The sequence below is a fragment of the Streptomyces sp. NPDC047000 genome (genome assembly GCF_040644295.1).
In the GTDB taxonomy this organism is placed as follows: Bacteria; Actinomycetota; Actinomycetes; order Streptomycetales; family Streptomycetaceae; genus Streptomyces.
In genome coordinates this window covers 225,880-250,527 of the sequence record NZ_JBEYWE010000008.1, presented here as the reverse complement: position 1 = coordinate 250,527, position 24,648 = coordinate 225,880, and the positions used below count along the sequence as shown (strand labels likewise).

General features: G+C 74.2%; 22 protein-coding genes. 12 read left to right on the top strand and 10 right to left on the bottom strand.

What is annotated here, in order from left to right:
• Positions 1-63: 63 nt before the first annotated feature.
• Positions 64-588, bottom strand: a complete 525-nt coding sequence (locus ABZ862_RS16195; protein ID WP_360957994.1) for a hypothetical protein — start codon at positions 586-588, stop codon at positions 64-66.
• A gap of 196 nt (positions 589-784) precedes the next feature.
• Here ABZ862_RS16195 and ABZ862_RS16190 point away from each other — a divergent pair, with 196 nt between their 5' ends.
• A complete protein-coding gene (locus ABZ862_RS16190; protein ID WP_360957991.1) occupies positions 785-1,537 on the top strand; it encodes a hypothetical protein in 753 nt (250 codons plus the stop codon).
• 56 nt (positions 1,538-1,593) lie between these two features.
• Here ABZ862_RS16190 and ABZ862_RS16185 read toward each other — a convergent pair whose 3' ends face one another.
• Both ABZ862_RS16185 and lnt read right to left on the bottom strand, forming a co-directional pair.
• Positions 1,594-2,073, bottom strand: a complete 480-nt coding sequence (locus ABZ862_RS16185; protein ID WP_360957988.1) for an NUDIX domain-containing protein — start codon at positions 2,071-2,073, stop codon at positions 1,594-1,596.
• 37 nt (positions 2,074-2,110) lie between these two features.
• A complete protein-coding gene (gene lnt / locus ABZ862_RS16180) occupies positions 2,111-3,718 on the bottom strand; it encodes an apolipoprotein N-acyltransferase (RefSeq protein ID WP_360957985.1) in 1,608 nt (535 codons plus the stop codon).
• A 412-nt stretch (positions 3,719-4,130) separates the two neighbouring features.
• Here lnt and ABZ862_RS16175 point away from each other — a divergent pair, with 412 nt between their 5' ends.
• Positions 4,131-5,096 (top strand): O-antigen ligase family protein, encoded by a 966-nt coding sequence (locus ABZ862_RS16175; protein WP_360958175.1) that lies wholly within the window; start codon positions 4,131-4,133, stop codon positions 5,094-5,096.
• Positions 5,097-5,124: 28 nt separating this feature from the next.
• On the opposite strand, the gene ABZ862_RS16170 is transcribed toward ABZ862_RS16175, so the two are convergent.
• Both ABZ862_RS16170 and ABZ862_RS16165 read right to left on the bottom strand, forming a co-directional pair.
• Entirely contained in the window at positions 5,125-5,673 is a 549-nt protein-coding gene (locus ABZ862_RS16170) for a hypothetical protein (protein WP_360957982.1), read from the bottom strand.
• Positions 5,674-5,778: 105 nt separating this feature from the next.
• On the bottom strand, positions 5,779-6,564 hold the full coding sequence (locus ABZ862_RS16165; RefSeq protein WP_360957979.1) for an aspartate/glutamate racemase family protein: 786 nt from the start codon (positions 6,562-6,564) through the stop codon (positions 5,779-5,781).
• A 39-nt stretch (positions 6,565-6,603) separates the two neighbouring features.
• On the opposite strand from ABZ862_RS16165, the gene ABZ862_RS16160 reads away from it, so the two are divergent.
• Positions 6,604-7,806 (top strand): glycosyltransferase, encoded by a 1,203-nt coding sequence (locus ABZ862_RS16160; protein ID WP_360957976.1) that lies wholly within the window; start codon positions 6,604-6,606, stop codon positions 7,804-7,806.
• Between the two features lie 54 nt (positions 7,807-7,860).
• Here the strand turns inward: ABZ862_RS16160 and ABZ862_RS16155 are convergent, their stop codons facing one another.
• A complete protein-coding gene (locus ABZ862_RS16155; protein ID WP_360957973.1) occupies positions 7,861-9,264 on the bottom strand; it encodes a TerD family protein in 1,404 nt (467 codons plus the stop codon).
• A gap of 314 nt (positions 9,265-9,578) precedes the next feature.
• Between ABZ862_RS16155 and ABZ862_RS16150 the strand changes: the two genes are divergently transcribed.
• The 4 genes from ABZ862_RS16150 (at position 9,579) to ABZ862_RS16135 (ending at position 14,370) form a co-directional block, all read left to right on the top strand.
• Entirely contained in the window at positions 9,579-10,034 is a 456-nt protein-coding gene (locus tag ABZ862_RS16150; RefSeq protein WP_360957969.1) for a DUF6643 family protein, read from the top strand.
• Between the two features lie 40 nt (positions 10,035-10,074).
• Entirely contained in the window at positions 10,075-10,899 is an 825-nt protein-coding gene (locus ABZ862_RS16145; protein ID WP_360957966.1) for an MOSC N-terminal beta barrel domain-containing protein, read from the top strand.
• A 310-nt stretch (positions 10,900-11,209) separates the two neighbouring features.
• Positions 11,210-11,815: a hypothetical protein gene (locus ABZ862_RS16140; RefSeq protein WP_360957963.1), complete on the top strand. Its 606-nt coding sequence runs from the start codon at positions 11,210-11,212 to the stop codon at positions 11,813-11,815.
• 119 nt (positions 11,816-11,934) lie between these two features.
• Positions 11,935-14,370: a right-handed parallel beta-helix repeat-containing protein gene (locus tag ABZ862_RS16135; protein WP_360957960.1), complete on the top strand. Its 2,436-nt coding sequence runs from the start codon at positions 11,935-11,937 to the stop codon at positions 14,368-14,370.
• On the opposite strand, the gene ABZ862_RS16130 is transcribed toward ABZ862_RS16135, so the two are convergent.
• On the bottom strand, positions 14,340-16,799 hold the full coding sequence (locus tag ABZ862_RS16130) for a hypothetical protein (protein ID WP_360957957.1): 2,460 nt from the start codon (positions 16,797-16,799) through the stop codon (positions 14,340-14,342). The two genes, ABZ862_RS16135 and ABZ862_RS16130, sit on opposite strands and share 31 nt — an antisense overlap.
• A 269-nt stretch (positions 16,800-17,068) precedes the next feature.
• On the opposite strand from ABZ862_RS16130, the gene ABZ862_RS16125 reads away from it, so the two are divergent.
• Together ABZ862_RS16125 and ABZ862_RS16120 are read left to right on the top strand one after the other, a co-directional pair.
• Positions 17,069-17,899 (top strand): DeoR/GlpR family DNA-binding transcription regulator, encoded by an 831-nt coding sequence (locus tag ABZ862_RS16125; RefSeq protein ID WP_360957954.1) that lies wholly within the window; start codon positions 17,069-17,071, stop codon positions 17,897-17,899.
• Positions 17,900-18,020: 121 nt separating this feature from the next.
• The gene (locus ABZ862_RS16120; protein ID WP_360957951.1) at positions 18,021-18,494 is read left to right on the top strand and encodes an SRPBCC family protein; all 474 of its coding nucleotides are present in this window, start codon (positions 18,021-18,023) and stop codon (positions 18,492-18,494) included.
• 1 nt (position 18,495) lies between these two features.
• Here the strand turns inward: ABZ862_RS16120 and ABZ862_RS16115 are convergent, their stop codons facing one another.
• Positions 18,496-19,545, bottom strand: a complete 1,050-nt coding sequence (locus tag ABZ862_RS16115; protein ID WP_360958172.1) for a PLP-dependent cysteine synthase family protein — start codon at positions 19,543-19,545, stop codon at positions 18,496-18,498.
• A 501-nt stretch (positions 19,546-20,046) separates the two neighbouring features.
• Here ABZ862_RS16115 and ABZ862_RS16110 point away from each other — a divergent pair.
• Together ABZ862_RS16110 and ABZ862_RS16105 are read left to right on the top strand one after the other, a co-directional pair.
• Positions 20,047-20,370 carry a hypothetical protein gene (locus tag ABZ862_RS16110; protein ID WP_360957948.1) on the top strand — a complete coding sequence of 108 codons (324 nt, stop codon included), beginning with the start codon at positions 20,047-20,049 and terminating at the stop codon, positions 20,368-20,370.
• A gap of 208 nt (positions 20,371-20,578) precedes the next feature.
• Positions 20,579-21,175, top strand: a complete 597-nt coding sequence (locus tag ABZ862_RS16105; RefSeq protein ID WP_360957945.1) for an ATP-binding protein — start codon at positions 20,579-20,581, stop codon at positions 21,173-21,175.
• A 150-nt stretch (positions 21,176-21,325) separates the two neighbouring features.
• On the opposite strand, the gene ABZ862_RS16100 is transcribed toward ABZ862_RS16105, so the two are convergent.
• Entirely contained in the window at positions 21,326-22,564 is a 1,239-nt protein-coding gene (locus tag ABZ862_RS16100) for an ROK family protein (RefSeq protein WP_360957942.1), read from the bottom strand.
• Positions 22,565-22,823: 259 nt separating this feature from the next.
• On the opposite strand from ABZ862_RS16100, the gene ABZ862_RS16095 reads away from it, so the two are divergent.
• Positions 22,824-23,966 carry a methyltransferase gene (locus ABZ862_RS16095; protein ID WP_360958170.1) on the top strand — a complete coding sequence of 381 codons (1,143 nt, stop codon included), beginning with the start codon at positions 22,824-22,826 and terminating at the stop codon, positions 23,964-23,966.
• 67 nt (positions 23,967-24,033) lie between these two features.
• Here the strand turns inward: ABZ862_RS16095 and ABZ862_RS16090 are convergent, their stop codons facing one another.
• The gene (locus ABZ862_RS16090; RefSeq protein ID WP_360957939.1) at positions 24,034-24,432 is read right to left on the bottom strand and encodes a luciferase family protein; all 399 of its coding nucleotides are present in this window, start codon (positions 24,430-24,432) and stop codon (positions 24,034-24,036) included.
• Positions 24,433-24,648: the final 216 nt, after the last annotated feature.

Sequence of the window (24,648 nt, the reverse complement as noted above, 5' to 3'; positions counted from 1 at the left end):
GCGGTCACCGGACCCCGCGGCCTCCGGCAGGGGACCGGCCGTGGGCGGCCGGCCCCCCGTGGTTCAGCGGGTCCAGCAGCCGGGGGTCCAGGTGACCGTGGGGTACTCCTGGTAGCTTCCGCTGCCGCTGTAGGCGGTGGTCGTGCTGCCGTCCGCGTAGTGGTCGACGACCTGGACGCTGTAGTTCTTGGTCCGGTAGACGACCCGCGGAGTGCGGTCGGGACCGGTCGTCATCCAGTAGGGGCAGTAGGAGACGAGGTCCCGCACGGTCGTCTCCCCGCCGGCGGCGGTGCGGAGCTTCGCCTCGACGGCCTGCCGGGTGGCGTCGTCGACGGTGCCGAGTGCGACGGCGGTACGGCTGCTGTCGAAGTGGCACGCCTCGTAGTTGCCCTGCGGGTCCCCCGGCCCCCAGACCTGGAACGCGGTGCAGTCGCCCGCCGCCGTGCCCACGGTCGCCGTGCTCAGTTCGACGGTGCGGCTGGTCGGTTCGTCCGCGTGGGCCGGAGCGGCCCCGAACATCAGGGCGCCGGTCAGAGCGGCGGCCGGTACGGCGCCGAGCCGGACGGCGCGTGTCGTTTTCACAGACATCGTTCAGTTCCCCCTGGACGGTCCGCACGGGCCGTTGCCCGGTGCGCTCCGCAAGCCTGGACGACCGCGCTCGGCATCCGCTTGGACCCTCGCTTCCAAGCCGCTCCGAAGTCGTTGCCAAGTACGGCGGGTGACGCTCGTGGGAGCCGCCGGGGACCGCCGGACGGCACATCTTCGTACACATGGGGGAACGCTGATGAGGATTCGTCACAGACGGCGCGGCAAGGCCGCGGGCTCGCTGGCGGCGGCGCTCGCCGGCCTGGCCGTGCTGGTCCTGCCCACGGCCGCACCGGCGCACGCGGCTTCGCCGTGCTCCAGCGACAATCCGCCGGACTGGTGCTTCGAGGAGCCGGGCGACGGGCTCAACGACCCTTACGGAACCCTGAGTCCGGTGACGCGCTCGCCGGGCGGGATCATGGTGTCGGGGCAGGCTCACGACCCCGACGGCGGCCCGGTGTCGGTCACCTTCAGCATGGGCGGCACGACGGTGGGCACGCTGACCACCGACTCGGGCGGGGCCTACTCCGGTTTCCTGGGCGTTCCCACGGCCACGGGCACCGTGTGCGCGGTCGCGAACAACATCGGAGCGGGCACGGACGCGGGGATCGGTTGTTCGGCACTGAGCGTCTCCCACGACCCGGTGGGCAGCCTCGACACCTACACCGTGTCCGGTTCGTCGGTCGTCGTCGAGGGCTGGGCGCTCGATCCGGACACAGCGGGACCGGTGCAGGTGATGGTCGAGTACGGCGGCCACGACTACGGGCCCTACACCGCGGACGTGTCACGGCCGGACGTCGCGGCGGCGTACCCGGGCTACGGCGACCGGCACGGCTACCGCGTCACCTTCACCCCACCGGTCCTGTACGGCTGCAATTTCGCGTTCGGTGTCAGGGTGCTGAACACCGGTGCGGGGACCGACTCCTGGCCGGGCTTCTGGATCTGTTCCTGAGACCGGCCGCACGCCTGCCCGGAGGCCGGGCCGGGACGGGCAGGCGTGCGCCGGTGTCATCCGGAAGCGGCGGTGAAGAACAGGGCCGGTTCGTCCGTCAGGGCCTGCTTGATACGGAAGTGCTGCCGCTCGGTCAGGGTGGGCAGCGCGTCCAGGTCGAACCAGCCGACCTGGAGGGACTCGTCGTCGTTGACGCGGGCCTCGCCGCCCACGGCACGGCAGCGGAAGGTGATGTCCATGAACTGGCAGCGGTCGCCGTTGGGGTACGTGACCTCCCGCCCCGACCTCACCAGGACCACGCGTTCGGGCACGCAGCGCACGCCGGCCTCCTCGTACACCTCCCGTACGGCGCAGTCCGCGGGCTGTTCGCCGGGGTCGGGGATGCCGGAGATCACCGTCCACCGGTGGTTGTCGGCGCGCTGGCCGAGCAGTACCCGCCCGGCGTCGTCGAACACGACGGCGCTGACGCCGGGCAGCCACAGCAGCTGATGGCCCGCCGAGGCCCTGATCTCACGGATGAAGTCGGGAGTAGGCATACCTCGACCCTAACCGCGCACCGGCTTCCGGCCGACCTCAGCCGGCCGCGCGGCGGCCGCGCAGGCCGGAGCCGATCGCCCAGCCCAGGCCGCCCGCCGCGACCAGCACCAGGGCGATCTCCGGCAGGATGCCGAGCCGGGTGGCGGGGGTCCGGGAGGTGCGCAGCGGCACCTTCTCGACCAGGTGACCGGCGACGAACATGCCGGTCCTCCGGGTGATCCTCCCGTCCGGCATGATGATCGCGCTGACACCGCTGGTCACCGGGACGGTGACGGTGCGGCTGTGCTCGACGGCGCGGATCCGGGACATGGCGAGCTGCTGGTAGGTCATCTCGCTGCGGTCGAAGGTCGCGTTGTTGCTCGGCACGGAGATCATCTCGGCGCCGTGGGTGACGGTGTCGCGCACGGCCCAGTCGAACGCGGCCTCGTAGCAGGTCGCGAGGCCGACCTCGGTGCCGCCGATGTCGAACACGCCGGGCCTGGTGCCCCGGCTGAAGTCCTGGCGGACCATCGAGGTCCAGTTCTTGTTGATCGCACCGAGCAGGGAGCGCAGCGGGAGGTACTCGCCGAACGGCTGCACCTGCCGTTTGTCGTAGGTCTGCACGGGTCCCTTCTCGGGGTCCCACAGGATCTGCTCGTTGAGGAGCCTGCCGTCCTTCTCGACGACTCCGCCGACCGAGATCGGCACGCCGATCGCCCTGGCCGCGCCGGAGATGACCGCGGCGGCGTCCGGATTGGCGAAGGGGTCGACGTCGGAGGAGTTCTCCGGCCACAGCACGAAATCCGGCTTGGCGGTCCTGCCTGCTTCGACCTCGGCGGCGAGCTTCAGCGTCTCCCGCGCGTGGTAGTCGAGCACGGCACGCCGCTGGGCGTTGAACTCGAGGCCGGAGCGCGGCACGTTGCCCTGGATCACGGCCACGGTCGCGGTGCCGTCCTCGGCGGCGTCGCTGACCAGGGGCCGCGCGGCGAGTGCGCCCGCCACCGGTACGGCCACGCTGAGCAGCGCCGCGGCCGCCGCGCCCTTCGGCACGGCACGCCCGCGGCCGCCCTTTGCCGCGACGCGGACGGTGTCGTACAGCCCGAAGCCGCACAGGACGACGGCGAAGCCGAGTACCGGGGTGCCGCCCACCGCGGCCAGCGGCAGGAACACGCCGTCCGCCTGCCCGAAGGCGATCTTGCCCCACGGGAAGCCGCCGAACGGCACGCGCGCGCGGACCGCCTCGCCCGCGGTCCACACGGCCGCCGCCCACAGCGGCCACAGCGGCAACTTCGACACCGCGGCGATCCCCGCGCCCACCAGCGCCACGAAGACCGCTTCCACGACGACCAGGGCGAGCCAGGGGCCCGCGCCGACCTCCACGCCGGTCCACACCAGCAGCGGCAGCAGGAAGCCGAGGCCGAAGAGGTAGCCGAGGCCGAGGGCCGCCTTCCAGCTCCGGCCTCGCAGCACCCAGCCGAACACGGCGAAGGCGGGCAGCGCCAGCCACCACAGCTGGCGCGGCGGGAAGCTGACGTAGAGGAGCACTCCGGCGAGTGCCGCGGCGGCGGCCGGGACCAGGGCGGCGGGCCGGAAGCGGCGCCGGGCGGGCGCCTCCTGCGGCTCCAGCCCGTCCGGCCGGCCGACGGATGTTGCGGTGACGGTCACCCGGGGAGTCTACGGCGGGTGCAGGAGTACCTGACAGGACGGTCGGGACGGCGGGATCCGACGCGGGATCCGGAGCGGGCGGAACCCCCGGTGCGGCAGGGCCACCGGGAGGCGCCGGGACGGAGCGGCGGATCGTGGGGTTCCTGCGGAAGCCGTCCACAAAACGGTGATCAGCCGTTACGGTGAGCGGAGCCTCTGCCGCGCGGCTGTGACCGGCCGGCCGGCGGGGTCGTCAGCATCACGGGTCGGGGGCGACCGGGGTTCGGGGGGCGACGGGGTGGGATCCACGCACATGACGGCCGCGGCCGGACCGGCCGGGGACGGCGGCCACGGCGACGACACCGGCGATGCCGGTGACCGCGGCGGCAGAACGGACGTCAGGGACGACCGGAGTGTCTCGGACGCGGTGGGAATGGTGCTGCTCGGCGCCGGTGCCGTCTGGTCGCTGGTGACCGCGGCGGCGCACGACGGCCGCCCGGAGGGCGTCCTGCTGGCACTGCTCGCCGCCGGTGCGGGTTACGCCTCGGGACGCATCACGGGGGCGCTCTGCCCGGTCGCCGCGCCCGCCGCGGCGGCGCTCGCCGGGCTGGGGCTGGCGGTGGGCATGCCGCACCTCGCGCCGGGGCCGCAGTTCGCCACCCCGCTCGGGCACGCCGGGGCGACCGCGGCACTGCTGGTCCTGGCCACCGGCGCCGCGTGCTGCGCCGCCTGGGCCACTCCGGCACCCGCGGCGCGGCTCGCGCTGCGACTGCTGGCGGCCGCGGTGGTGGTGACGTCCGCCGCCGTGGGCTCGGCCGCTGGGGCGCTGCTGGGCTGCGGGGTGCTGCTGGGCTCCCTCGCGGCCGGCCGGGCGCACCGCAGGGGGCCGGTCCTGGCGGGTCTGCTGCTCACCGCGGGGGCGGTGGGCGCGGCGGCCTGGGCGCTCGCCGGGAACGTCCTGCCGGACGGTCTCACCGCGGCCCTGGAGGACCGGCTGTCCGAGCGGCGGATCAGGCTGTGGCAGGACGCGTTGCACCTCGCGGGCCGGGACCCGGCACTGGGCGTGGGCCCGGGACGCTTCGGGGAGCTGAGCCCGGCGGCCGGGCGGTCGCCGCTGCCCGACGGCAAACCGCACTCCGCGCCGCTGCAACTGGCGGCCGAGCAGGGGATCGTCGGGGTGGTGCTGCTGGCGGCGGCGTTCTGCTGGGTGCTGTACGTCCTGCGGCGCAGCCCGCGGTCCGCGCCGGTCGTCCTGAGCGCGGGCGCCGCGCTGACGGCGGTGGCGGTGATCGCGGCGGTCGGCGACGCGCTCAGCTTCACGACGGTGTCGGTGGGCGTCGGCGTGCTGGCCGGACTGGCGACGGCCCGCCCGATCACCGACGGGGCATCCGGGGGCTGAGGCCGCGGAGGATCCGGGGGCTGAGCGGTCAGTGCAGGGGACCGGGGGAGGCGGACGGGCGCAGCCGGTCGCGGATGACGCGTACGGCCGCCTCCGCGTCGTCCACGGTGACGGTGAACGTGTGGCCGTCCCACAGCCGCAGCACGATGCCCTCGCCGCGCCGCACGACGACGGCCGTGCCCTTCTCGGGCCGCCAGCGGTAGCCCCAGCCGCCCCAGTGGCGCGGGGTGACGCACGGGGCGAACTCGGCGCCGATCACGTCGTGCAGCGGGATGCGCCGGCGCGGCACACCGATGTGCCCGCAGCGCACCTCCAGCGACTCCCGGTCGACCTTCAGGGCCACGTGCACGAAGGCGAGCGTGCCGAACATGATCAGCAGCCCGGCGGCGATACAGCCCACGACGGACATCACGAGCGGCGCCGTCCCCGACGTCCACGCGGAGTCCACGGCGAGCTCGATCCCGAGCGCCGTGCAGGCCGCCCCGGCCAGCGCGGAGACCCACTGGAACCGGTTGGTGGCCCGCCCGGTCCAGACATCGGCCTGCGGACCGTCCTCGTCCTCACGCTCCTCGCCCATGCCTATGAGACTACTCAGATTCCGCTCCGCGGACAGCCGGCAGCACAGAGTGAGCACCACCCCCGGCGCCCCGGGCCCCGCCGGTCCCCAAGGCGCCCGCGCGTCTCAGCGGGCCGGACTGGCCACCGTCAGCAGCCGCCCCTCCGCGTAGGCCAGCGCGGCCCCGGGCAGCTCCCCCTCCCGCCCGCTCAGAAGCACCGTCAGCGACCCCTCGGCCGGGACGCCGGAAGCCGGGGACACCCCGAGCCGCCGCAGCGCCTGTGCGGCGACCGCGTCCGCGGACCCGTGCAGGACGAGCGGCGGGCGCCCCGGCCGCTGCAGCGCCGCCCGGATCCGCTCGGCGACCAGTTCGTAGTGCGTGCACCCGAGCACGACGGTCGTCACGTCGTCCGGCGTCAGCGCGGCCGCCGCCGCCACGGCGGAGCCGATGGAGTCCTCGTCCGCGTGCTCCACGGCCTCGGCGAGCCCCCAGCACGGCACCTCGGTCACCCGCACCCCGTCGGCGTGGGCGTCGATGAGGCCGCGCTGGTAGGGGCTGCCGGTGGTGGCGGGCGTCGCCCAGATCGCCACGGGTCCGCCGCCCGCCGCGGCCGGCTTGATCGCCGGAACGGTGCCGATGACCGGCAGCCCCGGTTCCAGCAGGGCCCGCAGCGAGGGCAGGGCGTGCACGGTCGCGGTGTTGCAGCCGATGATCAGTGCGTCCGGCCGGTGCGCGGCGGCCGCCTCGGCGACGGCCACGGCGCGCCCGGTGAGGTCCTCGGGGGTGCGCGGTCCCCAGGGCATGCCGTCGGGGTCGAGGGAGAGCACGAGATCCGCGTCGGGTCGCAGGCGCCGTACCGCGGCGGTCGCCGCCAGCAGGCCGATTCCGGAGTCCATGAGCGCGATCTTCACGCGGCAACGATAGACGATGGGGCCTCGCCGCCCGGCTCCGTGGGGCAGACTGCGCCCGTGAGCGCCATCGCGTGGACCGCCGCCGTATCCCTCGCCGCCTGGCTGTGGCTGCTGTTCTGTCAGGGTTTCTTCTGGCGCACGGATGTGAGGCTGCCGCCGCACCGGGATCCACGGGACTGGCCGGACGTCTGTGTCGTCGTGCCGGCGCGCGACGAGGCCGGCGTCCTGCCCGCGAGCCTGCCGTCGCTGCTGGCGCAGGACTATCCAGGACGTGCGGAGGTCTTCCTGGTCGACGACGGCAGTTCGGACGGCACGGGCGGCCTCGCACGCGAGCTGGGCGAGTCGGCACGGCGCGCGGGCGGGCTGCCGCTGACCGTGGCCTCCCCCGGCGAGCCGCCCCCGGGCTGGACAGGCAAGCTGTGGGCCGTACGGCACGGCATCGGGCTGGCCCGTACGCGTGAGCCCGAGTACCTGCTCCTGACGGACGCCGACATCGCGCATGCCCCGGACAGTCTGCGGCTGCTGGTGGCGGCGGCGCGCACCGGCGGGTACGACATGGTGTCGCAGATGGCGCGGCTGCGGGTGGCGAGCGGATGGGAACGGCTCGTGGTGCCCGCCTTCGTCTACTTCTTCGCGCAGCTCTACCCGTTCCGCCGGATCGGCAGGCCGGGCTCGCGGACGGCCGCCGCGGCGGGCGGCTGTGTGCTGCTGCGCACCGACGCGGCGGTCCGGGCGCGGATCCCGGACGCCATCCGGCACGCCGTGATCGACGACGTGGCGCTGGCCCGCGCGGTGAAGGGCGGCGGAGGCCGCATCTGGCTGGGGCTGGCCGAACGGGTGGACAGCGTGCGGCCGTATCCGCGGCTGGGCGACCTGTGGCGGATGGTGTCGCGCAGCGCCTACGCGCAACTGCGGCACAGCCCGCTGCTGCTGGCCGGTACGGTCGCCGGTCTCGCGCTGGTGTACCTGGTGCCGCCCGTGGCGCTGGTCGCGGGCGTGGTCACGGGGAGTTCGGCGGCGGCGGTCCCGGGCGGTCTGGCGTGGGCGGTGATGACGGGGACGTACGTCCCGATGGTGCGTCACTACCGGCAGCCGCTGTGGCTCGCTCCGCTGCTGCCGTTCACGGCGCTGCTGTATCTGCTGATGACGGCCGACTCGGCGGTGCAGCACCGCCGGGGGCGCGGCGCGGCCTGGAAGGGCCGCACCTACGCCCGTCCGGACACGGTCGCCGACGAGGGCTGAGGCGGGATACGGAGGGGGTGACGGGGGCCGCGGGGACGGCCGGCCGCGGCGGGGCTATTTGCGTCCCGGCGTCCAGTTCATGCCCCAGCCGTAGGCCCGGTCGATGGTGCGCTGCGGACTCACGCCCCGTTCGGTCACCAGATAGCGGGCCTCGCGCTGGACGACGAGGTCGTCGCCGGTGCGGGTGATGAGGGCGAGCGCGCACACCGTGGAGGGGACGGTGCACTCGTCGAGGGCGAAGTCGATCGGCGCGCCGTGCTGCGGCCGGAGGGTGACCGTGGCATGCAGGTCGGCGAAGGAGCGGGCGCCCTCGTAGATGGTGACGAAGACCAGGATGCGCCGGAAGTCCTGCCGGTGGTCGAGGTTGACGGTGAGGTTCTCGCCGCTCGTCACGGCACCGGTGCGGTCGTCGCCGTCGAGGTGGATGTACGGGGGCAGGTGCAGCGAGCCGAAGGCGTTGCCGAGTGCCTGGACGACCCCCTTGCGGCCGTCGGCGAGTTCGAACAGCGCGCACAGGTCGAGGTCGAGGTCCCGGTGCATGGCCATGGCCCGGCCCCGTTTGCTGCCCCAGCCCGAGAACTGCTTGCGCACCTCCCAGTTGAGGTTGACGCGCAGGGCGCCGGAGGTGCCGCCCTGCTTGGTCAGCGACACGGAGGGAGCCGCCTTGGTCAGGGTCACCTTGGTCAGCCGGACGGGCGCGGGAGGCGCCGACGGCGGCGCGGGCGGGTACGGGGTGACCGGCGCGGCGGGCGGCTGCGGGAAGGCCCCCGGCAGCGGCGCCGGGGGCGGCACCGGGACGGCCGGCGCGGCGGGCGGCTGCGCGGCGGCCGGCCGGGGAGGAGCCGCCGGCGGAACGGCGGCGGGAGGCGCGGCGTACGGCGCCGCGGGAGGGGTTGCCGGCGCGACGGACGGTGCGGGCGCCGCGGGGTGCCGGGGTTCGTCCACCGTGATGCCGAAGTCGGTCGCGAGGCCCTCGAGTCCGCTGCTGTAGCCCTGTCCCACGGCGCGGAACTTCCAGGCGCCCTGACGGCGGTAGAACTCGCCGAGCACGAAGGCCGTCTCGACGCTCGCGTCGGCGGGGTCGAAGCAGGCGTGCACGGCGCCGTCCGCGGCGTCGCGCACCTCGATGCGGAGGCCGGGCACCCGGCCGAAGGTCCCGCCGTCGGCGGAGGCGGCCACGACGACGGTCTCGACGGTGTCCTCGACGCGCGCGAGGTCGACGAAAAGGGTGTCGGTGACCTGTCCGCCGGCATTCCTCTTGCCCTCGTGGCGGACCGCCTGCGAGGAGTGGACGGGTTGGTTGTAGAAGACGAAGTCGCCGTCGGAGCGCACTTTTCCGCTCACCAGCAACAGCGCCGACGCATCGGCGTCCGGGACGTCCGGACCGGACCGCCAGCCCAATTCCACGCGCAGCGCCGTCGTCGGCACAGGAGTGTTCGACCCTTTCGGCATCGACATGTCCGTCCCCCATCGCGGGTCGCCGCGCCGGTCCGTGCCGGGCGGTCCATTGACTTTTCTGCTCGCTCAACCTATTACCGGCGGACGGCGCACGCCCAGGGCCGTTCGGCGGCGGTTCGGTCACCAGCGGAAATGATCGATCGCCAACCGTCGGTAACCCTCTGGGAACTCGGCCTTTACGCAATCAGAACCGTACCCGGCGCCCCTTTTCGGGAAGTTCGCTCGGATTACGGCGTCCGCGTCACCGCCGACACGGAAAACAACCCTCTTATCGGTCTCCCCAACCAGCACATCGTGGGCTTACCTTATGTGTCATGACCTCCCCCCGCTCCACTTATGGTGGCGGCTACTACTCCGCCTCCTTCCCGGACACCCCGATCTACGACTCGCTCGTGGCCGAGCGCGGTACCCCGCAGATCGCCCCGATCCGGGTCCCCGCCGCGTACGAGCCGAGCAGCCACCTGCCCGCGCTCCCGTCGGCGCTGCCCGCTCTCCCCGCGGGCCCCTCGCACCTCCAGGCGCCGCCGTCCTACGGGTACCCGCACATGGCGCAGCCGGCCCCGCTGCAGCAGGCGCCCGCCGCCTACATCCCGCAGCAGGCGTCGGCGCCGCGCGGCTACCCGGGACCGCAGCAGCAGCCGCTGCCGCCGCGCCCGATGGCGGCCGGCACGGGCTACGAGGCGATGCGCCCCGCGGCACCGCGGCCCGCCGCCCCGGCTCCCTACCAGGACCCGTACAACAACAGCCCGCAGCAGTACCGCGGGTACTGATTCCGCCACGGCTGTCGGTGCCGCCTGGCACGATGGCCGCATGGGGAACGCGCGGCTGCAATCGATCCATGTCCACCCGGTGAAGGCGTTCCGGGGCCTTGAGCTCCGGGAGGCCGCCGTGGAGCCCTGGGGGCTGGCCGGGGACCGGCGCTGGATGCTCATCGACGACGGGGGAAAGGTCGTCACACAGCGGGAGCAGCCGCGTCTCGCGCTGGCCGCCGCCGAGCCACTGCCCGGCGGCGGCGTCCGGCTGTCCGCGCCCGGCCGCGCGCCGCTGACCGTGCCGGTGCCCGGCCTGGTGGGCACGGTGACGGCGGACATCTTCGGCACCGAGGTGGAGGCGGTGCCCGCCGGCGGGGAGGCGCACGCCTGGTGCAGCGGGTACCTGGAGGCCGGTGTCCGCCTGGTCCACATGGACGACCCTGCCACCCGCCGCCCCGTCGAGTCCGGCTACGGGCTGCCCGGGGAGACGGTGAGTTTCGCCGACGGCTATCCGCTGCTGGTCACCGCGCAGGCGTCCCTCGACGCCCTCAACGCCCTGATAGCCCGCGGCGACCACGCCGACGAGGGCCCCCTGCCCATGAACCGGTTCCGGCCGAACGTCGTCGTCTCCGGCACCGCCGCCTGGGCGGAGGACGGCTGGACGCGCATCGCCGTCGGCGAGGTCGTCCTCCGGGTGCCCAAACCCTGCGGGCGGTGCGTCGTGACCACCACCGACCAGGACACCGGCAGGCGCGGCAAGGAGCCCCTGCGCACCCTGGCCCGCCACCGCCGCCTCGACCGGGAACTCGTCTTCGGTCAGAACCTGGTGCCGGAGAACCGCGGCACGATCCGGGTCGGCGACCCGGTCGAGATCCTCGGCTAGTACCGCGACAGGCAACGTCTGCCCGGGAAAAAGCGGCGTCCGGTGCGTGCTCCGTCCGGGGCCCTGCTCGAAGGGCCCGGGGAGTGCCGGGCGTCTCGGCGGCGCGAGCGTCGCCGGCACCGGTGCCGCGGCCGGGCGCGGGAACCGGTGAGCGGGGCCGGGCGTTGGCTTCCATGAGCGGTTCATGAGAGGCACCGCGGTGCCTCCGGGCCGCGGGCGCGCGGCCGGAGTGACGTCGCTCTCTCTTTCGGCCGGGCACGCGTGGGCGGCCCCGGCGGGGGCTGTCATGGACGGGAAGGGGGTGAGGGCCGTGCGAGCCATCGGCGGACTCTGGCGCTGGCGGCACAACCCGCTGCGCAGGACGACCGACCTGGTCGAGGCGTGGCTGGCCCTCGCGGCCCTGTTGCTGGTCCTGGCGGGCGCCCCCGTCGTCGGCGCGGCCGTCGGCACCGTCGCGCAGGACTCCCTCCAGCGGTCCGTACGCGACCAGCGCGGCGCCCGGCAGCTCGTGACCGCGACGGTGGTGCGCAGGCTCGGCCAGGCCGTGGTGGAACCCGATCTGGAGGCCGGTACCGCCCAGGGCATACGCAGCCGGGTCCGGGCCACCTGGACGGCGCCGGACGGCACGGCGCACCGCGGCACGGCGACGACGGCCCTCAGATCCCCCGCGGCGGGCGACCGCTTCACGTTCTGGACCGACCGGCACGGCCGCCCGGTGCCCCGCCCGCTCGACCCGGCGACCGCGACGGCACACGCCGTATTGGCCGGATGCGGCGCGGCGATGCTCGCGGCGCTGCTCGTGGAAACCGCCAGACGGGTGATCGTCTGGCGTATGGTCCGTCGCAGATACGCCCGTTGGGACCAGGCCTGGGACAGCGCCGGGCCCGACTGGGGCAGGACCGGTACCGGCAGCTGACGGCGTTCCGGCTCTGGTCACCCCACGGCCCGCGCGCACGCTACGGTGGGGCGGCCGGGCACGCGGCATCGGTCCGCCGGCGGGCCGTCGGTACGACGAGGTGGGGGCACAGCAACGCCATGGCACAGGGCACGGTCCAGGTGACGCACACCGGCGCATCGCGGTGGCGGCGCCGAACGGGTGAGTACGCTTCGCTCGCCGCGGCCCTGGAGGCCGCGGCGGAGGGCGACGTACTCACCGTCGCCCCGGGTACCTATCGCGAGAACCTCGTGGTCCAGCGGGCGGTGACGCTGCGCGGGCCGGAGGGTTCACCCGGCTCGGTGCGCATCGCACCGCTCGACGGGGTACCGCTGACCGTGCGGGCCTCCGCGGTGGTGCAGGACCTGCATGTGGAGGGACAGGACACGGCGGCCCCCGCGCTGCTCGTCGAGGAGGGCACCCCCGAGCTGCTCGGCATCCGGATCGTCACCCGCTCCGCCACGGGTATCGAGGTGCGCGGCGGCGCGCGTCCGACCGTGCGGCGCTGCACCGTGGACAACCCGGCCGGCATCGGCATCGCCGTACTGGACGGCGGGGGCGGGGTGTTCGAGGAGTGCGAGGTCGTCGCGGCCGGGCAGTCCGGCGTGGCGGTGCGCGGCGGAGGCCGTCCTCGGCTGGAGCGCTGCAAGGTGAGCCGTGCGTCCGGCGCCGGGCTGACCGTGACGGGCGAGAACTCCTCCCTGGAGGCGGTCGGCTGCGAGGTGTACGAGGTCCGCAGCAGCGGGGTGCAGGTGACCGCGCGGGCCACCGCGCATCTCACCGACTGCGAGGTGCACCGCACCACCGCCGACGGTGTCACCCTCGACACGGACGCCGTGCTGACGCTCGCCGACTGCCGGATCCACGACATCCCGGAGAACGCGGTCGACCTGCGGTCCCGTTCGGTGCTGACGCTGACCCGCACGACGGTGCGTCAGTTCGGGCGCAACGGTCTGTCGGTGTGGGACCCGGGCACCCGGGTGGACGCCAACCAGTGCGAGATCTCCGACAGCACGGGCGATTACCCGGCGGTGTGGGTCAGCGACGGCGCCACCGCCGTACTGGACTCGTGCCGGGTGCACGACGTGCCGGACGCGCTGTTCGTCCTGGACCGCGGCTCGCGCGCGGACGTCGTCGACAGTGATCTGTCCCAGGTGCGCAACACGGCGGTGTCGGTGAGCGACGGCGCCACCGCGCAGCTCGACGACTGCCGCATCAAGGACGCCGCCACGGGCGCCTGGTTCCGCGACCACGGCAGCGGCGGCACCCTCAACAACTGTGTCCTCGACGGCAACCAGACCGGTGTGATCGTCACCAAGGGCGCCGACCCGACGATCGAGCGGTGCACGGTGGAAGCGCCCGCGGAGGCGGGGTTCTACGTGTCGGCGGGCGGCCGGGGCAGTTTCCTCGGCTGCCGGGTCACGGGCAGCGGCGGCTACGGCTTCCATGTGATCGACGGCTGCCGTACGACGCTGAGGAAGTGCCGTACGGAGCGCTGCGCGCGCGGCGGTTTCGAGTTCGCCGAGGGCGGCCCGGACGACGGTTCGGGCTCCGGGCCGGTGGTGGAGGACTGCACCAGCGACGAGAGCGGCGGAGTACGGCCGCCCGGCCCCCGGGAGACGGCCGTGCAGACGGCGGACCGCTCCCCCGGGCTGCTGGGCGCGATCCCGGGCCAGCGCGGCACCGGGCCGGAACCGGCCGCCGCCGTCCCGGCCGCGGATCCGGCCCGGACCTCCAAGGCCGTGCTGGGCGAACTCGACGCGCTGGTGGGCCTGGACAGCGTCAAGCGTGAGGTGCGCGCCCTCACCGACATGATCGAGGTGGGCCGCCGCCGTCAGCTGGCGGGTCTGAAGGCGGCCTCGGTGAAGCGGCACCTGGTGTTCACGGGGTCTCCCGGCACCGGCAAGACGACCGTGGCACGTCTGTACGGTGAGATCCTCGCGTCGCTGGGTGTGCTGGAGAAGGGGCATCTCGTCGAGGTGTCCCGGGTGGACCTGGTCGGCGAACACATCGGCTCCACCGCGATCCGTACCCAGGAGGCGTTCGACCGGGCGCGCGGCGGGGTGCTGTTCATCGACGAGGCGTACGCGCTGTCCCCCGAGGACGCCGGGCGGGACTTCGGCAAGGAGGCCATCGACACGCTGGTGAAGCTGATGGAGGACCACCGCGACGCGGTCGTGGTGATCGTCGCCGGCTACACGGCCGAGATGGAGCGCTTCCTGTCCGTCAACCCGGGTGTGGCGTCGCGTTTCTCCCGCACCATCACCTTCAGCGACTACCGGCCCGAGGAACTGCTGCGGATCGTGGAGCAGCAGGCCGACGAGCACGAGTACCGGCTGGCGGAGGGCGCCTCGGAGGCGCTGCTGGCGTACTTCACGGTGCTCCCGAAGGGTGCCGCGTTCGGCAACGGACGTACGGCGCGGCAGACGTTCGAGGCCATGGTGGAACGGCACGCGAGCCGGGTCGCCCAGGTGGAGGAGCCGAGCACGGACGATCTGACGCTGCTCTACCCCGAGGATCTGCCGGATCTGTCCTGAGCCGGGCCGCCGCCGGGCTGCGGGTTCTCGGGCATCCGGCCCTCCGGCGGCGTCTCCAGTCGGCGCGGGCCGGGCAGGCCGGGGCCGAGCCGGGCCAGCAGGCGCGCGCGTTCCTCCGCGAACACCGGGTCCGCCTGGTAGTCGGAGTGGCCGAGGACCGGCGCGGGCAGCGGGTGCAGCGCGGTACGGCCGTAGGCCAGGGGGTCGTCGAGCGGTGGATGGTCCACCTCGGGGCCGCAGTCGCCGGGCAGCCGCACCGGACCGCCGATCGGGTCGGTGAGCCGGTACAGATTCCGCCAGCAGGCCATGTCACGGTGCAGGGCGGCGAGCGCGGCGGGCCCGAAGTGGGCCGGGAACCAGCGGGCGTAGAGCCGTTCGAGCGGCGAGCCGTAGGTCAGCAGGGCGACCCTCCCGCGCACGGACGGGGTGAGCTGCCAGGCCGCCGCGGCCGCGAGGACGCTGCCCTGGGAGTGCCCGGACAGCACCAGACGGCCGCCCGTGGCGCGGGTCCAGGTCACCACCCGCCAGGTGAGGTCCGGGACGGCGCGCTCGGCGTAGCAGGGCGGCGCGAAGGGATGGGCGGCGCGCGGCCAGAAGGTGCCGACGTCCCAGAGGATGCCGACGGTGCGGCGCGCGGAGGCGTCCTTGTAGGCGCGTCTGCCGCAGGTGACGAACAGCAGGCAGCCGAGGCCTGTCAGCCAGGAGCCGACGCCTTGGGCGACCTGGGCGGCACCGTCGACGAGGGCGTACGTCCCCCGCGCGGCCTCGGCGGGCGTCCGGCCGGTCGTCCAGGCGCCGGCCAGCGCTCCGGCGCCGAGCAGCAGCAGGGTGACGGCGGTGACACCCACGAGCGCGGGCGCGTGGTCGGTGAGCGTGGCCGTGGCGCGGACGGCGGCGATGTGGCGGGTGCGGGCCGGGTCCCGGGGCTCGCCGGGGTGGGAGGCGTCCACCACGGCGCGCTCGGCGCGGGCGAGCCGCCGGGTGCGCCGTGCCAGGCGGGCGCCGTGGACGAGCAGGACGAGGAGCAGCACCGGGATGACGGACGCCTGCCAGGTCAGCAGCACGGGCGGTCCGGGGAGGGAGGTCCCGGTACCGTCCAGCCAGTCGGACACGCGCTGCGACGTCCCGCCGGAGAACACCCCGCCCAGCGCGCAGGCCAGCAGGGCGACGGCGGGGCCGCCGAGGCCGCGCAGGGCGGTGCGCGGGACCGCGCGGGTCTTTGCCGTCCGGGCGGAGCGGGGAGCGGGGGCGAGGGTGCGGTGCAGCAGGTGGGCGACCACGGCGAGGGCGACCACGAGCAGGACCTGGGCGAGCGTGAGGGCGGTGAAGACGGCGTCGCCGGTCAGCCGCCCCGAGGAACGCCAGCCGGGGCGTGACCAGCCGGCGTGGAGCAGGACGAGGAGCAGCAGGGCGAGCGCGGCGAGCGGCAGGCCCCGCGCCAGGCGGGCGTCGGTCTCGCGGTCGAGGCGGTGCTCGGTCCGGCCCTGGCGGCACACCACCCACAGCACGGCGGCGGCCCCCACGGCGAGCGCCGCCTCCAGCAGGCCCCCGAGCAGGACGAGGGGGGCGTCTCCACGAGGTCCCCGGTCGAAGCGGGCCGTGGGCACCGCGACCGTGGCGGCGACGGTGAGCAGTCCTGTGGCGGTGTGGGCGGCACGCAGCCGGGCCACCAGGCGGCGCCCGTACCAGAACCCGGGCAGGCCGAGCGCGGTGCCGCCGGACTCCTCGTCGGGTTCGGGGGCGCGGGCGAAGGGCTGCTGGGACTCGTAGGCGCTCCAGGTGCGGTGGGAGAGGTACCAGAGCAGACCGGTGAGCGCCGTGGGCGCCAGGGCGGCCACGGCGAGCCTGCGGCCCGGCGCGCTCCACCAGCCGCCGGAGAGGTCGGGAGACAGGAAACCGAGCCAGGAGTGGCGCGCGGCACAGACCCGGGTGCCCGCGCACTGCCAGGCGGTCAGGTCCAGGGCGACCTCGCAGACGGCCGCGACGAGCAGGGCCGTCAGGGTCAGTCCGGCGAGCCGGACCAGCAGGCCGTAGAAGCGGACCGTACGGGTGTGCCCGCGGGCGGCCGGTCGCATCCAGTGGGCGAGGTTGACGACCATGAACGGGAGCAGCAGCAGCCACAGGGCGCGGGCGGCGTTGCCGGAGGTGAGGTTGCACCAGACGTACGCCTCACGCACCGGGCCGTCACGGCGGCCGGCGGGCCGGGACTCCGCGTCGGCGTCGTCGGCGCGCCGGAAGACCGCCGCGGTGTCGTCACCGGTGACCCGGACGGTGCGCGTGTCGCCGAGCATCTTCTCCGGCGTGGTGCCGCCCACGCCGTGCACCAGGAGTTCGAGGGCGGACCCGGCCCGGTCCGTGCGCGCGTCACGCCCGTCGCCGCCGTCCGCCGCGTGTCTCGCGGCCCGTTCCTCTGTCAGTTCCCCTGCCATCGCGCTTCCCCCGAGACCTGCCGCCGGCCTTGCCCCTGCGGGCTTCAGGTTCTCCACTCCGGAGGCGGCGCACACCCGCAGTCACGGAATCTCCCCGATACGAGCGACTTCTCGATACGGAGAGTGACACCCTGCGGACAGGAGGGTGCGCGGTCGCCGCCGCGGCGTGCAAGGATGGGACGTCCGCGCACCGACCCGGGTGAACGGGCTCGTGGGGGCCGGTGCGCAGGGCGCGTCGGACGGGTCGAGGCGAAGGGACCGGAGCGTACGTGAGCGAGAATCAGAACCTCCTCGCGGAGCAGCGGCGCTCCCTGATCCTGGACGAGGTGCGGCGCCGCGGCGGCGTCCGGGTCAACGAACTGACCCGCAAGCTCGGCGTGTCGGACATGACCGTGCGCCGTGACCTGGACGCGCTGGCCCGCCAGGGGGTCGTGGAGAAGGTGCACGGCGGCGCGGTGCCGGTCGTGGAGGCCAGTACGCACGAGCCCGGGTTCGAGGCGAAGTCCGGTCTGGAGCTGACCGCCAAGGAGGACATCGCCCGGGCGGCGGCCGAACTGGTCAAGCCGGGTTCGGCGATCGCCCTGTCGGGGGGCACGACGACCTTCGCGCTGGCGCACCGGCTGCTGGACGTGCCGGATCTGACGGTGGTCACCAACTCGGTGCGGGTGGCGGACGTCTTCCACTCGGCGCAGCGTTCCACGGGTCCGCGGCAGGGCGCGCCGACGGTGGTCCTGACCGGCGGGGTGCGCACCCCGTCCGACTCCCTGGTGGGTCCGGTCGCGGACCAGGCGATAGCGGCGCTCCACTTCGATCTGCTGTTCCTCGGGGTGCACGGGATATCGGTGGAGGCGGGTCTGTCCACGCCGAACCTGGCGGAGGCGGAGACCAACCGGCGCCTCGTGCAGTCCGCGCGCCGGGTGGTGGTGGTCGCCGATCACACCAAGTGGGGTGTGGTGGGGCTGAGTTCGTTCGCGACGCTGGAACAGGTCGACACGCTGGTGACGGACGCGGGACTGCCGGGCGAGGCGCGCGCGGAGATAGCGGAGCATCTGCGGCGGCTGGTGGTGGCGGGCGAGCCGGAGGCCGAGGACGACGTCTGAGACGTCCTGGGGGCAGACAGCTGACGCCGCGTCAGCTACGGTGGCGTGGCCCCGGGCCGCCGTGCGGCACGGGGCCGCACACGAGAACAGGGCTTCCGGCTTCCGCGAGGAGGTTGCGCGCATGGTGCGTCGTCTGCGCCCCGTGGGGATCGAGTTCACCGCGAGCGCCCCGGTACGGCTGGTCTTCACGCGGGATGCCGCGGCGGCTCCGGAAGCGGTCTTCCGGGCTCTCGCCGAGGATGTGCCGGGCTGGGCCGAGTGGTTCTCGGCGGTCACCTCCGCCCGGCGGACGGCGGACGGCGCCGGGCGCGAGATCCGTCTTTGGGGCGGCACCCGCTTCGACGAGACGGTCCTCGTCGCGGAACCGGCCGAGGTGTACGCCTACCGGGTCGACGCGACCAACGCGCCGGGCGCCCGCGCGCTGGCCGAGGAGTGGCGTCTCACGCCGGCCGGCACCGGCACCCGTGTGCGGTGGACGTTCGCCGCCGACGGCACGGCGGTGTTCCGCGGGGTCCTCGCCCTGGCGCGTCCCGGTCTCGGCCGCGCCTTCCGTGCCGCCGTGGCCTCTCTGGACCAAAGGCTCACCGGGGCGTGACCTACCCGGACCACACCCCCGTCGCGAGCAGCCTGTCGATCACCGCGCCGTAGGGAGCGATGTCCAGGTCCTGTTCCGCCAGCCAGGCGTCGGAGAAGTACTTGTCGAGATAGCGGTCGCCCGAGTCGCACAGCAGCGTCACCACGCTGCCCCGCCGCCCTTCGGCCACCATCTCGGCGACGATCTTCAGGGCGCTCCACAGGCCGGTCCCGGTCGAGCCGCCCGCCTTGCGGCCCATGACGCCTTCCAGGGCCCGTACGGCGGCGACACCGGCGGCGTCGGGCACCTGCATCATGCGGTCGACGGCGCCGGGGACGAAACTCGGTTCCATCCGGGGCCTGCCGATGCCCTCGATACGGGATCCGCAGTCGCGGGTGACGTCCGGGTCGCCGGTGGTCCAGCCGTCGAAGAAGCAGGAGTTCTCCGGATCGGCGACGCAGATCCGGGTGTCGTACTGCATGTAGTGCACATAGCGTCCGAGGGTCGCCGAGGTGCCGCCGGTGCCCGCCGTGGCCACGATCCACGCGGGTTCGGGGAACCGTTCCAGACGGAGCTGGCGGAAGATCGACTCGGCGATGTTGTTGTTGCCGCGCCAGTCCGTGGCCCGTTCCGCGTAGGTGAACTGGTCGAGGTAGTGGCCACCGGTCTCCGCCGCGAGGCGTGCCGCCTCCTCGTACATCCCGCGCGGGTCGTCGACGAAGTGGCAGCGGCCGCCGTGGAATTCGATGAGGCGGCACTTCTCGGCGCTGGTCGTACGGGGCATCACCGCGACGAAGGGCACGCCGATCAGCTGGGCGAAGTACGCCTCGGAGACGGCGGTCGAGCCGCTGGACGCCTCGATCACCGGGCGGTCCGGGCGGATCCAGCCGTTGCAGAGGGCGTAGAGGAACAGCGAGCGGGCGAGGCGGTGTTTGAGGCTTCCGGTGGGGTGGGTGGACTCGTCCTTGAGATACAGGTCGATGCCCCACTCCTCGGGCAGCGGGAAGCGCAGCAGATGTGTGTCGGCGGAGCGGTTGGCGTCCGCCTGGACCTTGCGGACCGCCTCCTTCAGCCAGGCACGATGAGCGGGGTCGCTGTGGTCGACGTCGGCGGTGGCGCGGGGCCGGGTTCCGGCCGAGGACCCGGGCCGGGTCTGTGCGGTCGTCCCGGGCCGGCTCTGTGGGGTGGTGCTCACGGATGGGCTCCTTACACGTCACGGGCGACGGCTCGTGAGGCGGCCGACGCCCCGATGATAGGCACCGCGACCTACGCTTCCCATCTGCATAAACATGGCTTTGACGGGCTCAAAGGGGGGCCTGGGGCGCGGCCCGTGGCGGGGTCGGGGGGCGCAGTCGCGACGAGTGCTCCGGACACCCCCGGCGAGCCCGCCGTGCGTACTGGTGCTCACCGCCGGTCGAGGGCAGACTGCACCGGGTGGGACCAAGTCCCGGACGAGAGCGGCACACTGGGTCCGGGACACCGGAGAACGGAGTCCCGAGACGCCGGCCACGGACCCTGTGACAGCGCGGGAGTCCGGTCCGGCGGACCGACACGCACAAGGGGGCGGAACGCCATGGCGGAGCCGGAGTTCTCGGCTACGGGTGTGCGGATCGGGAAGCGGCTGCGGTCGCTGACCCGGGCCGGGCAGATCCGTATCAACGACGGCAGGCTGGAGTTGCTCAACAGCTACGGCAGCGAGATCGACTCCGCGCCGGTGCAGGCGGTGCGCGCGTCGCGGCCCTGGTTCGCCCCGGAGGACCGGGCGCTGGCCGACGTGAACGGCACGCGGTATCTGCTGACCCTGGCCGACCACGACCCGGCGCCGGGCGAGCCCGGGCCGCCGACGGCACGCCGGTTCGTCGAGGCCGTACGCAGGGCGGCCGGCCGACGGGGCTGAACCGGGGCGCGGACACGGCCGGGCCACGGCGAGTTGCGGAACCTCACCGGCCGGGCCACGCTTGTCACACGTCACTCTGGGTTTACCGGCGATTACGCTGCGAACCAGCCCGCCGGTCACGCCAGCAGGCGGCGGTCTTCCGCCGGCACCCTGCTGGATCGATCCGAACTCCGTGTTCTTCCGGACCTCACGTCGGGGAGTCGCAGCCGTGATCAGTCACCCAAGCAGGCACTGCACGGTGGAGCTCCAAGCCCTGCCGTCGCGGATCGGCCAGGTCCGCAGAATCGTATCCGCGCAGTTGCGGTACTGGCATCTGGATCCGTTGATAGACCGGGCCGCCCTCGGTGTCACCGAGTTGCTGTCCAACGTCCACCGGCACGCAAGCCCGGACAAGACGTGCATCGTCGAGATCGAACTGCGGCCCGACCGGCTCACCGTGTCGGTGCGTGACCGCGACCCCCGCCTGCCGGTGGTCGCGGAGGCGGAGCACGACGCCACCACGGGCCGGGGGCTCGCCATGGTCGCGGCGATGAGCGAGAGCTGGGGCGCGCGTCCGGACGGCGACCGGGGCAAGGTCGTGTGGTTCACGCTGCCCACCGCCGCACGGCCGCAGCCCGTCCCGGCCCGCCCGCCGCTGCGGCCGGCGGAACGGGAGACACCGGTGCGCCGCTTCGCCGAGGCCGGGCACCCGGTGGAGCAGCCGGCCGGACACCCGGCCCCGGTCGCGGCCGGAGTCCTCTCCGGAGGCGACCCCGGGGAAAGCACGCCCGCCCACGCACCCGTCCGGTCGGCCGTTCCCGGCTGAACCGGCTGAACCGGCTGAACCGGCGAAGAGGAGCGGGCGGCGGCCCCTACGGGCACGGCGCGGACGGCTCGTACGGGCCGGGACGGCACGGTGGACCCGACGGTCACGCCGCGCGGTCCCGGCCCGCTCGTCCGGGACCCGGCCGCCGGGTCAGGTGAGGGCGGCCAGCGGGTCGTCCAGGACCGGCTGCCAGGCGAGTTCGGCCGCGCCGACCAGGCTGTTGTGGCTCAGGGCGCAGGCCCGGATCGGGACCTCTCCGCTCTGGCCCCACAGACTGCGTCCGGCGACCACGGCGCGCAGCCGGTCGGGGTCGGCGTCGAAGAGGGTGCTGTGCAGGCCGCCGAGGATGACGCGGTCGGGGTTGAGGATGTTGACCAGTCCGGCCAGGCCCAGGCCCAGCCGGTCGATGAGGGTCTCGGCCGCGGTGCGGACGGCCGGGTCGTCGTAGTGCTCGCGCACCAGGTCGTGGGCCTGCTGGAGCAGCGACCCCTCGGGGCCGGGCCGCCGGCCCGCCGCGACGAGCAGGGCCAGCGGGTCGGCCTCCACGTCCAGGCAGCCCCGGCTGCCGCAGTGGCAGGGGCGTCCCTCGGGGGTGACGGTGAGGTGGCCGACCTCCAGGGCGAGGCCCGAACTGCCCGTGTGCAGCCGCCCGTCCAGCACCAGCGCCCCGCCCACGCCGCGGTGCCCGGTGGCCACGCACAGCAGGTCGCGGGAGCCGCGGCCCGCACCGTGCCGGTGCTCGGCGAGGGCGGCGAGGTTGATGTCGTTGCCCGTGAACGCCGGTCCGGGGATACCGGCGTCGCGCACCCGCTCGGCGAAGATCCGCCGTACGGGCGCGCCCGCGGGCCAGGCCAGGTGCAGCGGGTTGAGGGCGAGGCCGTCCGGTTCGGCGACCGCCGAGGGCACCGCGAGCCCGGCGCCCGCACAGCGCCGTCCGGTGCGGCGCAGCAGGTCGGCACCGGTCTCGACGACGGAACCGAGAACTTTGGCGGGGTCGGCGTCGACGGTCTCGCAGCCGGGCGCGGTGGCGACGATCCGGCCGCCGAGCCCGACCAGCGCGGCGCGGAAGCCGTCGGCGTGGACCTGCGCGGCGAGCACCACGGGACCGTCCTCGGCGACCGACAGCCGGTGCGAGGGCCGCCCCTGCGAACCGGCCGCCGCGCCGGGCCTGGCGTCCACGCGGATCAGCCCGAGCGCCTCGAGTTCGGCGGCGACCGCGCCCGCCGTGGCCCGGGTGACCCCGAGTTCGGCGGTGAGTACGGCCCGGGTGGGCGCGCGCCCGGTGTGCACGAGCTCCAGCGCCGGACCGAGCGCACCCCGCCCCCGGTCCAGCCGTGCTCTGGGGGCGCTTCTCTCTCCCGCGGCCCCGGGGTCCGTCATACCGCTCATGACGCCGAGTGTCCCATGATCCACAGCCCGTGTGACCGCCGCGGCGCCCAGCACGGCATCCGATGACATGTACGGCGATCCGGCCGGTATGCGTCCGAAACCGCCCGGACCCGGATGTGTTCCCCGGCGGCCGGCACCGCGCCGGCCGCGGCCCGGGCGGTGCCGCGCGCGCCCCGGGGCACTCCGCGGCGGGCCGACCGGGGTGGGCCGCCGGGGAGGAGGCCCCGCTCGGCTAGCCTGAACAGCGATGAACGACCGTATGACGACCCCGTGGGGCGAGCCGGCGCTGAGCCGCTTCCCCGAGGACCCTCGTGAGAGGCTGCGTGCCTGGGACGCCTCCGACGAGTATCTGCTGACGCATCTCGCCGAGCGGCAGGTCCCGCTGTCCGGTGCGGTGGTGGTCCTCGGGGACCGCTGGGGCGCGCTGGTCACGGCGCTCGCGGCGCACGGGCCGGTACAGATCACCGACTCCTGCCTCACGCAGCAGGCGACCCGCGCGAACCTGGCGCGGGCCGGGGTGAGGACCGGTGCGGTGACCCTCCTGACCACACAGGACCCGCCGCCCGCCCGGGTGGACGTCCTGCTGGTGCGGGTGCCGAAGAGTCTGGCGCTGCTGGAGGACCAGCTGCTGCGCCTCGCGCCCGCGGTGCACGAGGGCACGGTCGTCGTGGGCACCGGCATGGTGAAGGAGATCCACACCTCGACCCTGCGGTTGTTCGAGCGGATCCTCGGCCCGACCAGGACCTCGCTCGCGGTGAAGAAGGCCCGGCTGATCCTCTGCACCCCGGATCCCTCGCTCGTGCGGGCGGCGAACCCATGGCCGTACGGCTACACGCTGCCCGACGGGATCGGCGCCGTGTCCGGGCGGCCGGTCGTCAGCCACGCGGGCGTGTTCTGCGCCGACCGGCTGGACATCGGCACCCGCTTCCTCCTCGGGCGGCTGCCCGCGGTGCGGGCCGGGCAGCGGGTGGTGGACCTGGGGTGCGGCAACGGGGTCGTCGGGACGGCGGTGTCGCTGGCGGAGCCGGGGGCGGAGGTGCTGTTCGTGGACGAGTCGTTCCAGGCGGTGGCCTCGGCGGAGGCCACGTACAAGGCCAACGGGGTTCCGGGGCATGCCGAGTTCCGGGTCGGGGACGGTCTGTCGGGGGTGCCGGACGGCAGCGCCGACCTGGTGCTGAACAACCCGCCGTTCCACTCGCACCAGGCGACCACCGACGCGACCGCGTGGCGGATGTTCACCGGGGCGCGGCGGGTGCTGCGGCCGGGCGGCGAGCTGTGGGTGATCGGCAACCGGCATCTCGGCTACCACCTCAAGCTGGCGCGGCTGTTCGGCAACTGCCGTACGGTGGCGGCCGATCCGAAGTTCGTGCTGCTGAGGTCCGTGAAACGGGAAGAGGCGTAGACCCGCTCGTACGGCCGTCCCGCGGGCGGCGGTCCCGCACCGGCCACGGCGATGCCGCCGCGGTGTGTCAGCCGCTGCCGAGGTCCACCTTCACGAAGCCCGCGCCGCGCTGGTCGTTGCAGCCCACCGGGGCGGTGTCGGCGGCCCGGGGGATCCGCTGCTGCTGGGCCTGGAGCGCGACGCTCACCAGGGTCAGCAGCAGATCGATGTCCGAGGAGGCGTCCAGCCGTATCGTCACCCACTGCGAACGGGGGACGATACGCACCGCGTCGGAGGCGCGGAGATCGCGCGCCAGCCGCCGGATCGCGCGCTCGGTGAGCAGGAGGTCGACGTCGCGTCCCGAGTGGAAGTGGGCGATCTCGCCGTGTACCGAGGCGAGCGCCTGGCCCAGGCCGCAGCTCGGCTCGACCTGTCTGAGGTCGGGCCAGGTCGACAGTCGCGCATAGGCGTGCAGGGCCAGCGTCATGCCCCCATCATGGACTGCTCACCGCCCGGCAACCAGAACGTGCGTGAGCATTAACCATTTCGCAGTCGTCGATCCGCCCGGTTTCACGCGAATCGCCCCGGTGGCGGATTCCCCCTGGCGGAGACGCATCACCCTCCCGGTCTTGCCCTGACCGCACGGAAGTTGACGGTGATGCCCAGGGGACCGGCCCGCGCGGCGTGTTGGCCGAAAACCACG

Bases quoted from the DNA above. Each gene is read 5' to 3' on its own strand.
- ABZ862_RS16195 (WP_360957994.1), bottom strand. From the start codon at position 588: ATGTCTGTGAAAACGACACGCGCCGTCCGGCTCGGCGCCGTACCGGCC.
- ABZ862_RS16190 (WP_360957991.1), top strand. From the start codon at position 785: ATGAGGATTCGTCACAGACGGCGCGGCAAGGCCGCGGGCTCGCTGGCG.
- ABZ862_RS16185 (WP_360957988.1), bottom strand. From the start codon at position 2,073: ATGCCTACTCCCGACTTCATCCGTGAGATCAGGGCCTCGGCGGGCCAT.
- ABZ862_RS16175 (WP_360958175.1), top strand. From the start codon at position 4,131: ATGGTGCTGCTCGGCGCCGGTGCCGTCTGGTCGCTGGTGACCGCGGCG.
- ABZ862_RS16170 (WP_360957982.1), bottom strand. From the start codon at position 5,673: ATGGGCGAGGAGCGTGAGGACGAGGACGGTCCGCAGGCCGATGTCTGG.
- ABZ862_RS16155 (WP_360957973.1), bottom strand. From the start codon at position 9,264: ATGTCGATGCCGAAAGGGTCGAACACTCCTGTGCCGACGACGGCGCTG.
- ABZ862_RS16150 (WP_360957969.1), top strand. From the start codon at position 9,579: ATGACCTCCCCCCGCTCCACTTATGGTGGCGGCTACTACTCCGCCTCC.
- ABZ862_RS16145 (WP_360957966.1), top strand. From the start codon at position 10,075: ATGGGGAACGCGCGGCTGCAATCGATCCATGTCCACCCGGTGAAGGCG.
- ABZ862_RS16135 (WP_360957960.1), top strand. From the start codon at position 11,935: ATGGCACAGGGCACGGTCCAGGTGACGCACACCGGCGCATCGCGGTGG.
- ABZ862_RS16130 (WP_360957957.1), bottom strand. From the start codon at position 16,799: ATGGCAGGGGAACTGACAGAGGAACGGGCCGCGAGACACGCGGCGGAC.
- ABZ862_RS16120 (WP_360957951.1), top strand. From the start codon at position 18,021: ATGGTGCGTCGTCTGCGCCCCGTGGGGATCGAGTTCACCGCGAGCGCC.
- ABZ862_RS16110 (WP_360957948.1), top strand. From the start codon at position 20,047: ATGGCGGAGCCGGAGTTCTCGGCTACGGGTGTGCGGATCGGGAAGCGG.
- ABZ862_RS16100 (WP_360957942.1), bottom strand. From the start codon at position 22,564: ATGAGCGGTATGACGGACCCCGGGGCCGCGGGAGAGAGAAGCGCCCCC.
- ABZ862_RS16095 (WP_360958170.1), top strand. From the start codon at position 22,824: ATGACGACCCCGTGGGGCGAGCCGGCGCTGAGCCGCTTCCCCGAGGAC.
- ABZ862_RS16090 (WP_360957939.1), bottom strand. From the start codon at position 24,432: ATGACGCTGGCCCTGCACGCCTATGCGCGACTGTCGACCTGGCCCGAC.